16 protein-coding genes and 3 pseudogenes are annotated in these 16,752 nt (G+C 68.5%); 8 read left to right on the plus strand and 11 right to left on the minus strand.

Annotation, left to right across the window (positions count from 1 at the left end; translation table 11 throughout):
* Positions 1 to 187 precede the first annotated feature (187 nt).
* A complete protein-coding gene (locus HDA41_RS18360; protein ID WP_184985286.1) occupies positions 188 to 1,213 on the minus strand; it encodes an XRE family transcriptional regulator in 1,026 nt (341 codons plus the stop codon).
* A gap of 216 nt (positions 1,214 to 1,429) precedes the next feature.
* On the opposite strand from HDA41_RS18360, the gene HDA41_RS18365 reads away from it, so the two are divergent.
* From HDA41_RS18365 to HDA41_RS43070, 3 genes are read left to right on the plus strand one after another with little or no spacing between them, the layout of a single operon-like run.
* Complete coding sequence (locus tag HDA41_RS18365; protein ID WP_221511555.1) at positions 1,430 to 2,377, plus strand: CBASS cGAMP-activated phospholipase; 948 nt, start codon at positions 1,430 to 1,432, stop codon at positions 2,375 to 2,377.
* Position 2,378: 1 nt separating this feature from the next.
* Positions 2,379 to 3,548 (plus strand): cyclic GMP-AMP synthase DncV-like nucleotidyltransferase, encoded by a 1,170-nt coding sequence (locus tag HDA41_RS18370; protein ID WP_230299753.1) that lies wholly within the window; start codon positions 2,379 to 2,381, stop codon positions 3,546 to 3,548.
* Positions 3,520 to 3,951 carry a type II CBASS E2 protein gene (locus HDA41_RS43070; RefSeq protein ID WP_358981565.1) on the plus strand — a complete coding sequence of 144 codons (432 nt, stop codon included), beginning with the start codon at positions 3,520 to 3,522 and terminating at the stop codon, positions 3,949 to 3,951. Before HDA41_RS18370 ends, HDA41_RS43070 begins: the two co-directional genes overlap by 29 nt.
* Positions 3,952 to 4,122: 171 nt before the next feature.
* Here the strand turns inward: HDA41_RS43070 and HDA41_RS41315 are convergent, their stop codons facing one another.
* The 8 genes and pseudogenes from HDA41_RS41315 to HDA41_RS18395 form a co-directional block, all read right to left on the minus strand.
* Positions 4,123 to 4,563: a hypothetical protein gene (locus HDA41_RS41315; protein WP_230299761.1), complete on the minus strand. Its 441-nt coding sequence runs from the start codon at positions 4,561 to 4,563 to the stop codon at positions 4,123 to 4,125.
* 330 nt (positions 4,564 to 4,893) lie between these two features.
* Positions 4,894 to 5,289: pseudogene (locus HDA41_RS41320) on the minus strand (TniQ family protein); the annotation flags it as partial.
* Positions 5,290 to 5,291: 2 nt separating this feature from the next.
* A complete protein-coding gene (locus HDA41_RS41325; protein ID WP_230299754.1) occupies positions 5,292 to 5,831 on the minus strand; it encodes a hypothetical protein in 540 nt (179 codons plus the stop codon).
* 152 nt (positions 5,832 to 5,983) lie between these two features.
* The gene (locus tag HDA41_RS41330) at positions 5,984 to 6,520 is read right to left on the minus strand and encodes a TniQ family protein (RefSeq protein WP_230299755.1); all 537 of its coding nucleotides are present in this window, start codon (positions 6,518 to 6,520) and stop codon (positions 5,984 to 5,986) included.
* A complete protein-coding gene (locus HDA41_RS18380; protein ID WP_230299756.1) occupies positions 6,517 to 7,803 on the minus strand; it encodes a TniB family NTP-binding protein in 1,287 nt (428 codons plus the stop codon). Before HDA41_RS18380 ends, HDA41_RS41330 begins: the two co-directional genes overlap by 4 nt.
* Before the next feature lies 1 nt (position 7,804).
* Complete coding sequence (locus HDA41_RS18385; protein WP_184985288.1) at positions 7,805 to 10,102, minus strand: DDE-type integrase/transposase/recombinase; 2,298 nt, start codon at positions 10,100 to 10,102, stop codon at positions 7,805 to 7,807.
* A complete protein-coding gene (locus HDA41_RS18390) occupies positions 10,099 to 10,878 on the minus strand; it encodes a TnsA-like heteromeric transposase endonuclease subunit (RefSeq protein WP_230299757.1) in 780 nt (259 codons plus the stop codon). The genes HDA41_RS18385 and HDA41_RS18390 overlap by 4 nt, the downstream gene beginning before the upstream one ends.
* Positions 10,879 to 11,128: 250 nt before the next feature.
* Entirely contained in the window at positions 11,129 to 11,794 is a 666-nt protein-coding gene (locus tag HDA41_RS18395) for a maleylpyruvate isomerase family mycothiol-dependent enzyme (protein ID WP_184985291.1), read from the minus strand.
* A gap of 247 nt (positions 11,795 to 12,041) precedes the next feature.
* Here HDA41_RS18395 and HDA41_RS18400 point away from each other — a divergent pair, with 247 nt between their 5' ends.
* Positions 12,042 to 12,569 (plus strand): P-loop nucleotide/nucleoside kinase family protein, encoded by a 528-nt coding sequence (locus HDA41_RS18400; RefSeq protein WP_184985293.1) that lies wholly within the window; start codon positions 12,042 to 12,044, stop codon positions 12,567 to 12,569.
* Positions 12,570 to 12,688: 119 nt separating this feature from the next.
* Here the strand turns inward: HDA41_RS18400 and HDA41_RS18405 are convergent.
* Positions 12,689 to 13,045 (minus strand): annotated as a pseudogene (locus HDA41_RS18405) (VOC family protein); the annotation flags it as partial.
* 105 nt (positions 13,046 to 13,150) lie between these two features.
* On the opposite strand from HDA41_RS18405, the gene HDA41_RS18410 reads away from it, so the two are divergent.
* Entirely contained in the window at positions 13,151 to 13,879 is a 729-nt protein-coding gene (locus tag HDA41_RS18410; RefSeq protein WP_184985295.1) for a hypothetical protein, read from the plus strand.
* 21 nt (positions 13,880 to 13,900) lie between these two features.
* Here the strand turns inward: HDA41_RS18410 and HDA41_RS18415 are convergent, their stop codons facing one another.
* Positions 13,901 to 14,554, minus strand: coding sequence for a class I SAM-dependent methyltransferase (locus HDA41_RS18415; RefSeq protein WP_184985297.1), 654 nt, complete (start codon positions 14,552 to 14,554; stop codon positions 13,901 to 13,903).
* Positions 14,555 to 14,748: 194 nt separating this feature from the next.
* Between HDA41_RS18415 and HDA41_RS41335 the strand changes: the two are divergent.
* The 3 genes and pseudogenes from HDA41_RS41335 to HDA41_RS18425 form a co-directional block, all read left to right on the plus strand.
* A pseudogene (locus tag HDA41_RS41335) lies at positions 14,749 to 14,874 on the plus strand (DUF2269 domain-containing protein); the annotation flags it as partial.
* 69 nt (positions 14,875 to 14,943) lie between these two features.
* Complete coding sequence (locus HDA41_RS18420; protein WP_184985299.1) at positions 14,944 to 15,531, plus strand: TetR/AcrR family transcriptional regulator; 588 nt, start codon at positions 14,944 to 14,946, stop codon at positions 15,529 to 15,531.
* Positions 15,532 to 15,535: 4 nt separating this feature from the next.
* Positions 15,536 to 16,717 carry a GDSL-type esterase/lipase family protein gene (locus tag HDA41_RS18425; protein ID WP_184985301.1) on the plus strand — a complete coding sequence of 394 codons (1,182 nt, stop codon included), beginning with the start codon at positions 15,536 to 15,538 and terminating at the stop codon, positions 16,715 to 16,717.
* Positions 16,718 to 16,752 lie beyond the last annotated feature (35 nt).

The following is a 16,752-nucleotide window of genomic DNA, read 5'->3' on the forward strand; positions in this document are numbered from 1 at the left end:
AGGTGTGCCGCGAGCTGATCGTCGAAGCCCTCAGCCACAAGGAGCGGACCCCCCGAGACCTCGCGCAAGGACAGCGGTGAGGCGTATTAACGGGCAGCGCGCCAGCCCGCGAAGTTCGACGCCCCCTTACGTGGGGACAGCGTTGCGGGGCTGCGTACGGACATCTTGCGCGTACGAGCCGGTGGGGTCATGCCGCTGACGCGGCCTGGAGGCTTTCCACGATCTGGGACGGCAGGATGGCCCGCGCCGGGGCGCTGTCGGCAGAGGCAAGGTAAGCGAGGAGCCTTGTCGGCTGCTCCGGCCGACCAAGAGGGACCGGTTCAACGCGGCGCCATCCCCGGGCAGACGCCGCCTTGATGGCGGTTAGATAGGTGTTCCCATTCATGCGCCCCAGGGTCCGGGCGCGCATGAGCAGAGCGGCCAGGGACACCTGCCACTGCCGTTTGAGCGCGAAGAGGGCTGGCCAGTCGACAGTGGTCGGCAATTGGTCGTGGATGTCTTCGGCGGGCATAAGGAAGGCCGCCGCGAACTGGTGGGCCTGGGTCTCGACCTCCTTTACGCCCCAGATCTGCTCGCCGTGCAGCACTAGATGGGCGAGTTCGTGTGCGCTGTCGAAGCGGGACCGGGCTCGGTCGTCCTTGTCGGTACCCAGGACGACAACGGGATGATCAGGAAAAGGCAGGGAGAAGGCGTCGACATCCGTGTTGTCGAGGGGGAGACGGATCACCGCGACACCATGCGCCTCAAGAAGTCCAACGACGTCGGAGACCGGTCCGGAAGGCAGTCCCCACATCTTCCGTACTTGAGCCGCAACCTCTTCGACCTCCGCCCGTTCCGCCTGCAGTCCGCTCACGGGGAGCATCGGCACGTCGCCGGCGCAGAACCGCTGCGCGGATGAGGCATGGACGGCCAGGTCGTGAGCCACGTGAGCGATGGCCCGCGCACGGCGACGGTCGGACACCGAGGTCCGGCGCAGCGACCGGAAGAAGCCCTCATGGCTTTCGACCATCGCTTCGTGGAAGAACTCCTGGGGCACCCCAAGTACCGAGGCCAGGACACTGCTCGTATCCGGGCTGGGTCGTGCCGCGCCGCTCTCAAACTGGCTGATCGCGGCAGGAGTGAGCCCGCTCGCGCGGGCGAGCTGCGTCTGGCTCAACCCTGCCAGTTCGCGGGCGGTCCGCAGCCGAGAGCGCTCGAACGCCTGCGTGCTCATCTTTCCCCTTGCCTGGCCTGCCTGACTTTGATCTCCACATCTTGGCGGAACACAGAAATCACGCACGCTCCAGGGTGCGTGGCCAACACAAACCTTACGACTTCCGCGTGGAAACACACACGGAAACGCACGCTGTGATAATAAGTACTCTCGATAGTGGAGATCCGGCTGTGACAGGCGGAGCTTCCTCGAACCCATGGCGCGGGGGCGGTTGAAGTGACGGAGCGTTTCCAGATTCTGGCCCTCGACGGCGGTGGCTTCCGCGGCATGTTCTCCGCTGCGGTCCTAGCTCGCCTCGAAGAGGATCTCGGTGTCCGTATCGCCGACCACTTCGACCTGATCGCGGGCACCTCGACGGGCGGAATCATCGCGCTGGGCCTCGGACTCGGGCTGTCCCCGCAGCAGATCCTGGAGTTCTACACCGAGCATGGGCCGCGCATCTTCCGGGACCGTAGCCGCCTGCGGGGCCTGAAGCACCTGATGCGCGCGAAGTACAGCGCGGAGCCGCTGCGCGCGGCCCTCACCGAAGTCTTCGGCGAACGAACCTTCGGAGAGAGCACCAAACGCCTGGTCATCACCTCCTACAACGTCGCCGCCGACGACGTCTACCTCTTCCGGACCCCGCATCTACCCGGCCTCAAGCGCGACTGGCGCGAGAAGGCCGTCAACGTCGCGTTGGCCACCTCTGCCGCGCCGACCTACCTGCCCGGGATGCCTCTGGATGGAGCACGGCTCGTCGACGGCGGCGTCTGGGCGAACAACCCGGCCATGGTCGCGGTGACCGAGGCCGTGGGCCCCCTGTCTGTGCCCCTCGACTCGATCCGGGTGTTCAGCCTCGGGACCACGACCGACGTCCGCCACCGCCACCGCCGTCTCGACCGCGGCGGTCTGCTGCCCTGGGCCCGCGACGCGGTCGAGGTCCTCATGCGGGCGCAGAGCGAGAGCGCCGCGAAGCAGGTACGCCACTTCGTCGGCAAAGACGACGTGCTCCGTCTCAACCCGACGGTCCCCACCGGCGCCCTCGCTCTGGACGACGTGGACACCACAACCCTCTCGGGATGGGCCGGACATGTCAGCCGCGACGTCTCCCCGGCCGTCCACCGCACTTTCTGCGATCACCTCGCGCCGGCTTTCGTCCCCCTCCACTCTGCTCGTAAGGAGTGACGTGAACGCGTACCACCAGACGCAGGACAACACCGACTCCGCCGAGCAGATGCTTTCCATGCTGCTCGACGGCGCCGTGGAAGTCCTCGACATCGCCCCTGACCTCCACGACACCGCCATCGAGCGGTACGGAGAAGTCGGAACCTGGCTCGCCGAGAACGGCAGCCCCGGATGGGAGATCCACTCCCAGGGCTCCTTCCTCCTCGGCACCGTGGTCCGCCCCAACACCGAGACCGGCGAGTACGACATCGACCTCGTCTGCCGGCTCCCGCTGCAACGGGACAGCACGACGAAAGAGGAACTCAAGCAGCGAGTCGGTGACCAACTGGTGGCCTACCGGCGCTGGAAGCAGCGCCAAGGCCACACCGACGGCCCCGAAAGCCTCGAAGCCCGCCGCCGCTGCTGGACCCTCGGGTACCCCGGCTTCCACCTCGACGTCCTGCCCGCCATCCCCGACGAGGAACACCCGCCCACCGGAATCCTCCTAACGGACAAGAAGCTCCACAAGTGGCAGCACAGCAACCCCCTCGGCTACGCGGACTGGTTCCGCGCCCGCTCGGAACTCTCCCGCGCCCTCCTCGAAAAGCGGCTCGTCGCCAGCGTCGCGAAGGTTCCCGAACACCACATCCGCAGCACCCTGCAGAGGCTCGTACAGATCCTCAAGTGGCACTGCATGCTCTTCTTCGCCGACGACCCCGACAACCGGCCGCCCTCCATCCTCCTGACCACACTCGCCGCCCGCGCCTACCGCGGTGAAGACGACCTGTTCACCGGCGTCCGCAACGTCCTCGCCGCCATGCCGTACTTCATCGAGAAGCACGACGGCCAGTGGCGGGTTCCCAACCCGGCCCACGAGGACGAGAACTTCACGGATAAATGGAACGAATACCCTGAGCGGCGTGAGGCGTACCTTTCCTGGTTCAGTGAAATCAACACGATCATGGACAACCTGGCCCTGACGGAATCCAAGGGCCTGCACGTGGTCTACTCCCAGCTCATCAAGTCCTTCGCGCCCGGCCCCGTGATGCACTCCTTCGCGAGCTACGGCGCCCGCATGAAAGCCCCCACCGGCCAGCGAATGAGCGCCACCGGGCTGCTCTCCGCAACCGCCGCAGGTCCCCGCAGGAAGCCGAACACCAACTATGGCCAGCATCCCGGCGCGCGCGGTTAACCTCGGCCGCCAGCTGGCCGCGATCAAGGCCGCCGTCCCCGACGCCCAAGGGACCGTGCGAGGCGGTGAACTCCTCTGCACGCTCACCCTTCAACCGACCCCTATGAGTAGGAGCTACAGAGTTCGGATCGTCTACCGCCATCGGCGCAGGCCACGAGTCACCGTCACCGACCCACCCCTGGCACTGCATCCGGACGCCACCGCCCTACCGCACGTCTACCCCGACGGCGAGCTATGTCTGCATTTGCCCGGGGAGTGGAGGGACCACATGTTCCTCGCGGACACGATCTTGCCGTGGACCTCAGCATGGCTCCTGCACTACGAACTCTGGCTGGCCCTTGGCTACTGGACCGGCACCGGCGACCAACACCCAGTACCGTCACCCGCGAACCGGATCCGATGACAGATTCGCGGCCATGATCTCTCCCTCCGCCCAGGCGGAAATGCGGGCGATGTGGCTCTGCCACTCCCGAATACCACGACCGGCTCCCGGTCATGGCAGGGGATAGTCAAGCCATGCACCTGGGAAAGCCGCAGCCGATGAGCCCAGCGTGGTGCGTCACGAGTTGAGCGATCATGCTGCGCCCCTTCTGCCCATCGGAAGATCCATGACCGCTTGCCTCAGCGAGACCGAGATCCAAGACGGGCGGCGAAGCCAGGTGCTCAGTGCGAGGTCCACCTCCCTCAGCCGTTGAACGAGCGGTGCCAACCGACTCCGGGCGTCTCCCGGATCGTGTGCGTCGAGCAGGTTCGTCGCGATGGCGAGTGCCGCGCCGGTGGCGAGGCACTCTGTCGGCGGCACGGTGTAAGGCTTGGAGGTCTTCTTCTTGCCCGGGGTGTTGAGCAGCGGCTCGGCCTGCGCGGCGCGGGAGGCGTACTCCGCATCGAGGGCGTCGGCCAGGCAGGGGGTGCTGGCGTACTCGCGGGCGACGGGCCAGGACCGAAAGATCATGGCGACCGCGGCGCGCAGGTCGGCGAAGTAGTGGAGGACGGAGACCGGCGCGCCGGCGCTCATCGCGGTCTCGGGTCCGCTCGCGACAAGCAAGTTAATGAGCTGTCGCTGGACTTGTAGGAGCACGGGCATCGTGACCGCGTCGGGTGTTACGGGAAACAGATCAGGCCGGGTCAGATCGGCTGCGCAGACTGCTTCGGGCTGCTGTAGTGGTACTGGACGCGCAGCGAAGCGGCACTGCCATGGGTGGAGTGTGTCATCGGTCAGCCGCGCGATGGCGTCTCCCGCGGGGGCGAACTGGGCGGGTGCTTTGCAGCCAGGACATTGGTGCTGGAGGAGGCGTTGGTGCCTGGGGCAGAGGAACGTCACGGGGAGACGCCAAAGCCGCCTCCATGCGCCACCGTGGAGATCCTGGATGGCGGTACCGTCCCCAGCGAGACAGTGCGGGCAGTAGCGCGTGGAGCGGGTCAGAACCCACGGGTTGTCATAGATCATCCGCGCTGGGGTACGGCGTGGGGTGAGCGCGGGGTTCAGCGGCCCGTAGCGGTCTCCGAGTGGGGCTAGGAGCAAGCCGCTGACTTCGGCAGGCGTCAGCTGTGTGGCGAGAGCGAAACCCGTGAGGTATTCGTCGTCCAAGTGGTACAGGAAGCTCAGAGGTAGTCGAGAGGGCAAGCCGGTACGGATGGCGATCTCTCCGGGTGTCGTACCCAGCCTGTGGGAGAGCCGGAGTACGAATCCAGTGAGGGTCTCGTCGGGCAACGGGTCGAGGCTGCGTGGCAGGGGGCGCATGCTCAGCCGTTTCGCGGACCGCGAATGTGGATCTCGGCGTTCGAACTGTCCGTTGCCTCCTCCGCCACTCCGAGAACTTCCTGCAACCCGGATGAAGTGCCGGGAAGGCGGGCGAGTTCCTGGAAGGTGTCTCGGTGCAGCGTCAGGGCGCCGCCGTAGAGCGGGCCTAAGGCCCTTAGAGTCCACTGTTTCTCTCGGCCATCAAGCATGCGTTCGGCGATCCCCAGTACCGCACCCATGGTCAGGGGGGATTCCATAGGCGCGAGCAGCGAGTTGATCCCGTACGGTCTTTTCGATGCGCCTGATGTGCGACGTCGGCTGTCGCGCAGTCGCTGGTCTGCTTCTCGCCCAATTGCCTGAGCCAGGGTGGGTGTCGCCGCGAAGCCGCTGGCCTCCGGCCAGGAAGCCAGGACCAGGGTGGCCACGACGCGCAGGTCGATGAAGTACTGGGCGACCGGCACGAGCTGGCCGCAGCTGTTGACCTTCTGTGGCCCGTCGGCTGACAACAGCGCATCGAGGCGTTGCTGGACGGCCAGCAGCACACCGATGGAGTCTGCGTCGACCAGCAGGCGAGGAGGGCGGATACGCGCGAGGTCGGTCCCGCAGACCGAGCGTCGCCCCCGGCCCGTGTGCGGGGCGGGAGACACGGCTCGGCACTGGGCTGGATGAAGACCTTCAGTGCCTGGGCGAGCGATCAGGCCTGTGGGGCGAACTGGCCGGCGGTTCGGCACTTGGGACAGGTACGGCTCAGGAGTTGCTGATGCCGCGAACACGCGAAGACCACCGGCAGCCGCCAGGCCCGTTTCCAGGCACCTCCGTACAGGCGTTCCAGCGTGTCGTCGTCACCCGCGAGGCACTGCGGGCAGTACTGAGAGGTCCGGATGAAGACCCAGCGGTTGGGGCGGGCCAGCTGCTGTGGGCTCGTCCATGGCTGGTATCGGCGGCTCACGAGGCCGTATTTATGTCCCATAGGGGCGATCAGCAGCTTGCTGGCCTCCGCCACCGTCAGGTGTGTCGCACGTGCCGCCCGGACAAGACGTGGCTTGTCCATGTCCGCAATCAGCCAGGGCGAAACGACGCCGGGAGCGTTGCCTGCCTTGTCCATCAGCCCCATACGAGCGGCGATTTGAGCGGGGTTCGTGCCGTTATGACAAGCGAGACGGAGGAGAAAGCCGACGATGGTCTCGTCGTCGAGCGGATCAAGGCTGCGCGACAGCGCGCGGCTAGTCATGCTTCAGCCGCCGGAGGTGTGCCTCGGTCGTCGTAGACGCTGTTGCGTCCCTTCCTGGGCTTCGGGCCCGGTTTCCGCTTCGGAGAAGTGTCGATGTCGGGGATCTCGCCGGCTTCGGCGTCCCGCCCGTCGTCCTTGCCGGGGACGTTGCCCAGATTGATGGTGATCTCGTCGAGGAGGTCGATAGTCAGGTCCTCCAGGCCGCTTTCGATGGCCTTGGTCAGTCCGTCCTCGATCAGACGCCGCAGGAGGCCGACGATGCCGTGGGTGCGGCGGTAGAGGTACTCGGGCATCCGGCCTTCGGACAGCGTGCCGGGGCCGGCGTTGAAGAGCCGGATCTGGTTCTCGACGCCTTCGAGGTGGGCGACGAAAGCCGCGATGCCCGCGTCGCTGCTGTAGTCGAAGGGGGCGAGCGTGACGAGGTCGAAGCGTCGCTCGGTCTGGGTGGAGGCGTCGGGGTTGTAGCTCTTGCCCTTCTTCAGTGGTGCGTAGACCCACTGGTTGGTGCGGGGGTCGTGCCAGCCCTCCCTGAGCAGGCCGGAACGGGGGATGTTCACGCCGATGAGGACGAGCGTGACGTCCAAGTCCATCAGGCCGCGGATCAGGTCGAGGGTGTCCTGGTCGTCCTCCCGGTGCATCTTCAGACGGGTGATGTCGTCGATGATCAGGACGGTGGTGGCGTGCGCCTTGATCGATTCACGGGCGTTGCGGATCATGCCGCGCAGGTTCTTGCCGTAGGGGGCGCCGTAGTAGTCGAGAATTGCCTCGCACAGGCCGATCGGGGTGGCCTTCACCGGGGTCTGGCAGTAAGCGACCGGCGCGATCAGGTCTCGGGTGCCGGGCATTGGATCGAAGTAGCACTCGGGGTACTGCTCGAACAGGTCACGCCAGGTGTCCTCGAACTCGGCGGCGGTCCGGCAGGCGGTCTCCGTCTTGCCCTGGTACCCCCCGCCGTTGATCATCAGCCCGTCCAGGGTGCTCGGGCCGATACGCATCGCATTGTTCTGGATCCGCGAACGCATCAGAGTGGTGACCACCTCGCTCATCGGGGTGTCCAGCATCTGCATGTTGACGTGCGTGGCCGCGCGGTGCAGGTCATACAAGGACTTCTTGCGCGGGCTCATCAGCCCGTACTCGGCCAAGGAGATCTTCCTGACCGGCACAAACAGATCCCGTGTCCGGCGGAACTCCTGCCAGCCCTCATGCCGGGTCCGGTCCGGCCTCGGGCCGAAGCGCAGGAACGGCACGGGAGCGTTCGGCGGCTCCGGGGGCAGGTTGCTCATCTCACGTCTCCTCCGTCGGCTGCGGGTTCGGTTCGTCGGATCCGTCATCGTCGGCGATGACGAAGAGGTTGCGGCCGCGGCGGCTCGATCCCAGCGGGGCGGGTGCCGACGGCTGCTGCGCTGGCTTGGCCGTCTCACGCCGTCGGCGCCGGTGCGCGTCCAGGCTCTCGGTGGCCTCCCGGGCCCGTTCCCGCCACGGCGGCTCCGCATCCAGTGCGCCGACGGCAGCCAGGCGCGGTGGCTTGTTCGGCTTCGGCGGCTGTTGCGGTCGGTCCGCGGCTGCCGCCTGGGCCTGGGTGATCTCCCGCGCGTGCTGCGTCCGCTGGGATTTGGTCAGCTGGGACGGCCACTTCGCTACCGGATCGACGGCCCCCAGCATCTCCAGGAGTTTGGGGACGAGCTCGCTGTCAGAGCGCGGCTTGAGGCCTGCTTCCCGTACGCGGGTGAGGAGTTCCTCGACCCGGGCGTCACCGAAGGCCGGCATCTCGCCCTCGGGCGGCAGGCCCGTCCAGCGCAGTTCGTGCCATTCATGGGTGTCGGGATCCTGGAAGTACACCACCCGCCGGTCGCGGGGTTCGCGGTGGATGACCCAGTGCTGCTTGTAGCGGCCCCCGCGCGCGGAGTTCATGTCGGGTTGGTGCAGTAACGCGGCGTCGTACCAGAGCCCCTTGACCTTCACGCCCCGCCGGTGGATCCGCTTCACGTGGTGCTCGGGCAGGAAGCGGTAGTACGTCTCCGGGGAGGGAATGTCCAGGTCGAAGCCCTCCTGGGCGAATGAGGCGGCGAACAGGGTATTGGGGCTGTGGTCACCGCCGGGATCCCAGCTGGGCGCGAACTCGCCGAGCCTGCGGTTCTGCCAGACCTTCACGACCCAGGTCGCGATGAAGTGTTCCATCTCGGCCAGGGTCAGCACCGCGTCGCCCTCCGGGTCCGCGCCGCGATCGGAGACGTCAACCCCCGTGTAACCGGCCAGCTTCTCGAACACCAGCGAGCGGATACTGCCGAAGACGCGCTCCACCGCGCTCTTGTCCTGCGGGCGCAGCACGCGCGCCGGAAGAATCCGGCAGCCCATCGCCTCTTGGACATCCACCAGATGGTGATTGCGGTAGACGGAACCGTGGTCGGAGGTGACGGTCTCGGGGGTGAAGAACGGCAGCCCGGCCACCTCGTACCCGGCGAACTCGGAGACCATGGCGGCCGGCAGCCCCGGATAGGGCCACTCCATGTCCTCGCCCCACTCCTCCCGCATGGGCAGCGGCAGCATGACGTCGCGCAGCACCATCGCGACGTCCACCGAGGAGTCCGACACCAGCGTGAGCCGGAACGCGCAGATGGAGTGGGTGTAGACGTCCAGCGCCAAAGTGAGGTGGACGGTGATCGGGTCACCGAAAACGTTCTCGCGGACCATCACCGGCAGGATCGTCGTGTCCAGCGCGACGACCTGGCCGGGGCGGGTCACGAGCACATGCCCGTTCTTGGTGGGCAGTTCGGCCGAGCGCTCGTACTTCTGTCGGGCGCCGCCCGGCCCGAACCACTCCTTCCACACCCGCAGCAGCGTGTGGTAGCTGGGGACCTCGATCTCCTCGCTCTCGTCCCCGTCCTCGTCTTTGTTCTCGAAGGTCTCCCGCACATAACGACGGATCATGATCTCGCGGGTGCGTGCGCTCACCCGGGACCGGTGGTGCTGCGTCTCCGCCCTGACCGCGAAGATCGCCTCGCGGACCTCCTCGCTGACGCTCGGGTGTCCCCCGCTCGCCCGCAGCCACCGGTGATCGGCGCAGCCCACGATCCCGTACTTCCTGCGCCTGCGCTCCCAGCGCTCCAGCGTGCGCACCCCGACGTGCGCGACGCCCAGAAGCAGCTTGGCCTCTTCGGGCCTCAGCGCCGACAACTCAGCGGCCTTCGCCGCCCGCCGCTCAGTCAGCGTCGTACGGTCCGGGTCGTACTCAGGGTGCGGCTCCCCCGGCTCGGGACGGAACGGATCACCACTGCGGAAACCGCAGTTGACCTCCATCAGATGCGCGAAGCGCTGTTCCATCAAGGGCCGCTTCTCCGGCTTCACATCACTCCACGAAGTCGGCTGCCGCCCACGGTTGGCGCCCTCCGCCGCTGTACGCGACGACGGCCGACAACGCGGGTGGTTGACCAGGAAGCGGAAGCTCGCCCGCTGGCGCTCGCCGTCCGCACGCACCAGGTGGACCCGCCCCAGATGCGGCTCCTGCCGTTCGACCAGCCACTCCACCTCGTCGAGCACCACGCCCGCGCCGGGCGAGAGATCCAGTGCCGCCGCCCCCATCATGAGACGCCTCCCGCCAGCACCACCCGCGAACTGTCCGTCAACGGCTGAGCAAGGTCGATCCCGAGCCTGCGATGCCACAACAGGTGCAGCAACTGGGCCCGTGCCACCGGCCAGTACGTCCGCGCGGCCGCCAACTCTCCAAATGTGACGCCCGCTTCGGCATGAGCAAGCAGATCGGCCTGAATGCCGAGCACGTCGCGTGTCGGACGGCGCTTCCCGTACAACGCGCCGAGCGTGGACCGCACATGCGGACGCCACTCGGCCGCGACCGCGTAGTGCCACCCGCAGAGCAACGCCACGTCCTCCGCGGCCGCGAACGACTCCAGGTCCTCGGACTCGATCAGGTCTCGCGGCCGCACGTCGATCAGCCAGGTCCCCACCCGCGTGACTGCGAAGAAGTCCGGGGTGTGGTTGCGCCACTTCTCCGCCGTACGGAACCGGATACGCAACGGCTGCGATAGCACTTCCACCAAATCACCGGCAAAGTCCAGAGTTACCAGCAGCTGATCCTCTTCGAGGCTCTCGAACCCATGCAGGCGCCCCGTCGACACCAGCGACTCCAGACCGGGCCTGTGCCGCTGCTCCCGCCGCCAGGTGAACCCCCGCATCGGCCCACGGCTCGCCACCGGCACCTGCCCCAGGTGCCGGACCGGCCCCGCAATCTCGTCCCCGGCGTACTTCCACGTTGCCGTCCACCGGTCCGGCCAGCCATCGGACAGGTCCAGGCCGCCCCGCCCCGCGTCCAGCGAGACAGGGACCAGCAGATCCGTCCACATACAGCTGTGGGACCACAAGGAGCCCCGGGTATCGCTCATAGTCCCAGGTAAGCCGCACGCATCCCGCCCGAGGAGCGATCTTCGAAGTTGGCAACAACTTGCCTGCAAAAAGCACGGAACACGTCAACAACGATGCGAATTCGGCGACAGATATCGTGCTCAGTACTTCAAGAAAGGCCAGGTCGGGGTGGGAGGTTAACGACAACTATCGTGCTCGGGCTCAGGTGCGTCAGTCCGAATGACACCGCGGTCACACTGTCGCGCAGCGACTGCGAAGGACTTCCACACCGTCGCCTTCGAGTTCGTCGCAGTACGTCGCTCGTCCGGTCATGGCCATCACCAGGGCCAAGGTGGGGCCGGACACGAGCGGTCCCGAACCGGTCGTGAAAGGGCCGTCATCCGCGACGAGCTTCAGCCCGTCGATGCGTCCCTTGGCAAGGACCACAAGGTCCGAACTCTGGTAGTACGCGGCCACCTGGGTGACGACCTCGCCCGGGTAGTCGCGGCGGATGCCCAGCGGACGCCGGATGTCTTCTCCGTGCACGATCGCCTCGCCCAGCATGGCTATGGCAGGCAAGGGAGGCTTGGTGGTGCTCGGGACGACGCGCCGGAATCGCTCAAGGGTCTCGGCCGGGGTCGTGCCCAGCTGCCCGTACAGCCGCATGGCCACCTGCTTGTCGAAGTCGAACCGGCAACGGACCACCCCTGCCATCCAGCGCACGGCGTTGAGGCTCGCGCCCGCGGTGAGGTGCGCAAGCACCTCACGCACCGTCAGACCAGTGCACAACGAGGGCGTTTTCCACTGCTCGTCAGTCACGTCCGCGAGATCGACCGCCAACGCTGCTCGCTCAGCGCGGATCATGGGCCAGACCCCGGTCCTACGGCCGCGGGCCACTGTCACTGCCGGATCAGTCATACGGGAGGATCTCCTGTCACGGGGGCGTACTCCGACGTCGCGCCCGGGCCGGTCCAGGCATCCGGCAAGGGCGTTCGTGAGGAAGACCGATACTCCGGAGCAAAGTCATCGTCCGCGAGCAGCTTTCCTCCGTGCGGCCCGCCACTGAGGCACATGACTCAGCCCGAGGCCCCCGGACTCATCTGCGACAGGACAGTTACGCCAAGCGCCCCTTGCCGCGGCCCGCGCAGCGCTAGCGTGGGGGCCCATGATCGTATGGATCAACGGCACCCACGGCGCGGGCAAGACGACGACCAGTGCACTCGTGCAGCAGCTGCTCCCGGACTCACGGGTGTTCGACGCCGAGAAGGTCGGCGAGACGCTCATGGACATCAGGCCGGGGCTGCCCGGGCCCGGGGTGGACAACTTCCAGCACTGGCCGCCGTGGCGGCCGCTCGTGGTCGAGACCGCCCGTCGCGTTCTCGACTACACCGGCGGCACTCTGGTGATGCCCATGACGGTCCTGGTCGAGCAGTACTGGCGCGAGATCAGCGCAGGCCTCGCCGAGCACGCCATCCCGGTACGGCACTTCGTCCTCCACGCCGACCAGGACACCCTCCGCGGGCGCATCCTGGGGGACACCGTCCTCGGCCCCTCCTCGTTCCGTCTCCAGTACCTCGAGCCCTACGCCGAGGCGGCCCGCACCTGGCTGCACAGCGAGGCCGAGGTCGTCGACACCACGGACCTCACGCCTGCCCAGGCCGCCCTGCGGATCGCGGAGGCCGTCAAGAACTGAGGTCCGCATGGTCGCGCCGCTGCTCGGCTGAAGGTCACCGGACCTCCGCGGCAAGCACCGTACGGCGGTCCGACCACGCGGGCTGACTCAGCAGGTGCCGGAACCGGGTGAACAAGGCGTATGCAGAAGGGATGCCCCGCCGGATCCGTGAGCACCCGCCACCTGGTCTCGTTCGGCTGCCGCTCCGGCCTGGCCGCTCCCAGCTCCAACAGCCGGGCCTCGGCCTCCTCCAGGTCCGCGACCCTGAAGCAGCAGTGCAGTTGCTGGGGCACGTCCTGGTCGGGCCAGCTGGGAGCCCGGTAGTCGTCGACCCGCTGGAAACCGAGGGAGATCCCGTCCCCACCGCCCAGAGAGGCGAATTCGGCGTTCGACCTCGGGTGCGGTGCGAGGCCGGTGGCCGCCTGGTAGAACGCCGCCGGCGCGAGCGGATCAGGGCAGTCCAGGGTTATCGCGCTCACCTTCATCCGTAGGGCCATGCCGCCTCCACGCCGGTCATCGGTGGACCTCGACGATCACCATAAAGTGACCGGCCCTCAAAACAGTTCGACGAGCCGGGCCCTGCGCGGCCATGATCCGCACTCGTGACGACTTCGCGGGAGTTCCTGGTCCGGGCCGCCGCCCGGAACAACGCCGAGTGGTGTGCTGCGATGTGCCGGGCGCATGGGGTGGCGGGTGCGTTCGGGGGCGAGGCGTGGGCCGCTGCGGGGCGGGCGCCGCTGTACTACCCCGACGCCGTGACGCTGGAGCCGGGTGCCGACCCGGACGCGCTCGTGGCGCGGGTCGGCAGGGGCTCGCCCGGTGCCTCGGTCAAGGACAGCTTCGCCGACCTCGATCTGACCGGGGCCGGGTTCCGGGTGCTGTTCGAGGCGCAGTGGATCCACCGTCCGGCGGGTGCGGCCGCGCTCGCCCGCGCCCCGGAGCCGCCGGGCCTCACGTGGGACGTGGTGGGCGATCCGGAGACGCTGCGTGCCTGGGCACTGGCCTGGGACGGCGGCGCCGGGAACGCGGACCTGTTCCGGGACGGGCTGCTCGACGACCCGGAGACCTTCGTGATCGTGGGGCGGTCCGGTGACGGGCGAGTCGTCGCCGGAGCGGTGGCCGGCCGCAGCGAGCACGTGGTCGGCGTCTCGAACGTCTTCGGGCGGGACGGCGGGCCCGACGCCGCCTGGCCGCTCGTGCTGCACGCGCTCGATCGGCTCTTCCCCACCCTGCCCGTGGTCGGCTACGAGAGCGGCGAGGATCTCCAGACCGCCGTCCGGCACGGCTTCGAGCCGCTCGGCCCGTTGCGGGTGTGGCTGCACGGCGGGTAGCGGAGACGGGGCCCGGCTCTGCTACCGCGGTTTGTACGCCAGGAACGTGCCGATCTGCCTCTTCGTCCCCTCGTCCGGCTCCTGCACCACCCGCGTCGTGACGACCAGCCCGGCCCGGTGGAGCAGTTCCGCGATCCGGTCCGGCGGCAGCAGGTACGACTCGTAGGACACCGGATGGTCGCCGTAGGCGTGCGTCGGCCGCAGGTGCTCGCCGCTGCCCACCGGGCCGGCCAGCATCAGCCGGCCGCCGGGCGCGAGGGTGCGGTGGAACTCGGCGTACACGGTCGGCAGCCACTGCGGCGGGGTGTGGTGGGTGGCGTAGTACGCGAGGATGCCGCCGAGTTCGCCGCTGCCGATGTCCAGCGCGGTCATCGAGCCGACAGTGAAGCGCAGGTCCGGGTACGCGGCCCGGGCCAGCTCGACCATCTCCGGCGACACGTCCACGCCGAACACCGGCACCCCCAGGGCGGCCAGGTGTGCCGTCACCTTGCCCGGGCCGCAGCCCAGGTCGGCCACCGGCCCGGGGTGCGGCGGCCGTACGAGCTCGGCGAAGGCAGCCAGCATCGCGCGCGACACCGGGTCCAGGTCGGCCGGCTGCTTGACGAGTCGGGCGTAGTCGGCGGCGACGGCGTCGTAGGACTCTCGGACGGCGGTGAGGTGGGAGGGCTCGGTCATGCCGCGAAGTTAGACGACAGCACTGACAGGGCCGGCGCGGCGAGCGCGTACACGCTGGTACGCCACCCCGTACGCCGACGTCAGTACGCCGGTTTGCTCCCGGTGTCAGACGCCTTCACCGCCCGCCTCCCGGCACGGTGGCAGCGTGAAGCAGAAGCCCGACACCCTTCCGAAACCCGGCCGCCCGGTGCGCCGGGCCGGTCGTCTCGCTGGCCGCGTACGTCTTCATGACGGTGATCTCGTTCCTGAAGCCCTGGGGGCTGACCAGGCGGGGCAGACGGCTGCGGGCGCCGGCCCGGCGTGCTCCGCAAGACGCCTAAGCCAGTCAGATACTTGCCTAAAGATATTAGGCAGGTACACACTTCCTTCTGGCAGAAGGGAGTGGCTGTATGGCACGCGTAGGACTGACACCGGAACGCCTGACCCAGGCAGGTGCCGAACTGGCCGACGAGGTCGGCTTCGAGCAGGTGACCGTCTCGGCGCTCGCCCGCCGGTTCGACGTCAAGGTCGCGTCCCTGTACTCGCACGTGAAGAACTCCCAGGACCTCAGGACCCGGATCGCCCTGCTCGCGCTCGCGGAACTCGCCGACCGGGCCGCCGACGCCCTGGCCGGGCGGGCCGGGAAGGAAGCCCTGGCCGCGCTCGCGAACGTCTACCGCGACTACGCCCGGGAGCACCCGGGCCGTTACGCCGCGGCCCAGCTGCGGCTGGACTCTGAGACTGCGGCCGCGAGCGCCGGCGTCCGGCACGCGCAGATGACCCGGGCGCTGCTGCGCGGCTACGACCTGCCGGAACCGGACCAGACCCACGCGGTCCGGCTGCTGGGCAGCGTCTTCCACGGGTACGTGAGCCTGGAGATGGGCGGCGGGTTCAGCCACAGCGCTCCCGACACCGACGACACCTGGGCCCGGATCCTCGACGCCCTCGACACGCTGCTGCGGAACTGGCCCGCGCCCCCCACCGACTCCCGAGGCTGACACCATGCACACCGAGCACGACTGGATCACCACCCCCCTCACGGCGGACCTGCTGCGCGGCGCCCTCGACCTGGAGCGCACCGAACACGGGCTGCTCCCACACCGGCTGCCCGCCCGGGCCCGCGCGCAGAACACCAACGCCCAGCTGGCCATGGCCGAGGCCCAGCCGTCCGGCGTACGGCTGGCGTTCCGTACCGCCGCGACCGCCGTCGAGCTGGACACGCTGCGCACCAAGCGCGACTACGTCGGCGTCCCGCCGCGGCCGGACGGCCTGTACGACCTGCTCGTCGACGGGCGCCCGGCCGGCCAGGCCGCGGGGACGGGCGGCAACGTCCTCACGATCGACATGGCCACCTGGGACGGCGAGGTCACGCCGGGCCCGGTCGGCACCGTCCGCTTCACCGGCCTGCCCGCGCGCGAGAAGGACGTCGAGATCTGGCTGCCGCACAACGAGACCACCGAGCTCGTCGCCCTGCGCACCGACGCGCCCGTGGCGCCCGTGCCGGACCGGGGCCGCCGGGTGTGGCTGCACCACGGCAGTTCGATCAGTCACGGCTCCGACGCCGCGAGCCCCACGGCCATCTGGCCCGCGATCGCCGCGTCCCTGGGCGGTGTGGAACTGATCAACCTCGGTCTGGGCGGCAGCGCGATGCTCGACCCGTTCACCGCGCGTGCCATGCGGGACACCCCGGCCGACCTGATCAGCGTCAAGATCGGCATCAACATCGTCAATGGGGACGTGATGCGGCTGCGCGCCTTCGGTCCGGCCGTGCACGGTTTCCTCGACACGATCCGCGAGGGGCACCCCGACACCCCGCTGCTGGTCGTCTCCTCCGTCCACTGCGCCATCCACGAGGACACGCCCGGCCCCACGGCCCCGGACCTCAGCGGGCTCGGCGAGGGCCGGTTGCGGTTCTCCGCCATGGGGGACCCGGCGGAGGTGGCCGCCGGGAAGCTGACGCTCACGGTCATCCGGGAGGAACTGTCCCGCATCGTGCGGCAGCGCGCCGCGGACGACCCGAACATCCACTACCTCGACGGCCTCGACCTCTACGGCGAGTCCGACGCGGCCGAACACCCTCTCCCCGACGAGGTCCACCCGGACGCGGCCACCCACCGCCACATCGGCGAACGCTTCCACGAGCTGGCCTTCACCGGGGGCGGCCCCTTCACCCCGGGCGCGTGACCGCGCGCGGCGGCGTCCACAGCCTGGGGACGCCG

It is taken from the genome of Streptomyces caelestis (genome assembly GCF_014205255.1).
GTDB lineage: Bacteria > Actinomycetota > Actinomycetes > Streptomycetales > Streptomycetaceae > Streptomyces > Streptomyces caelestis.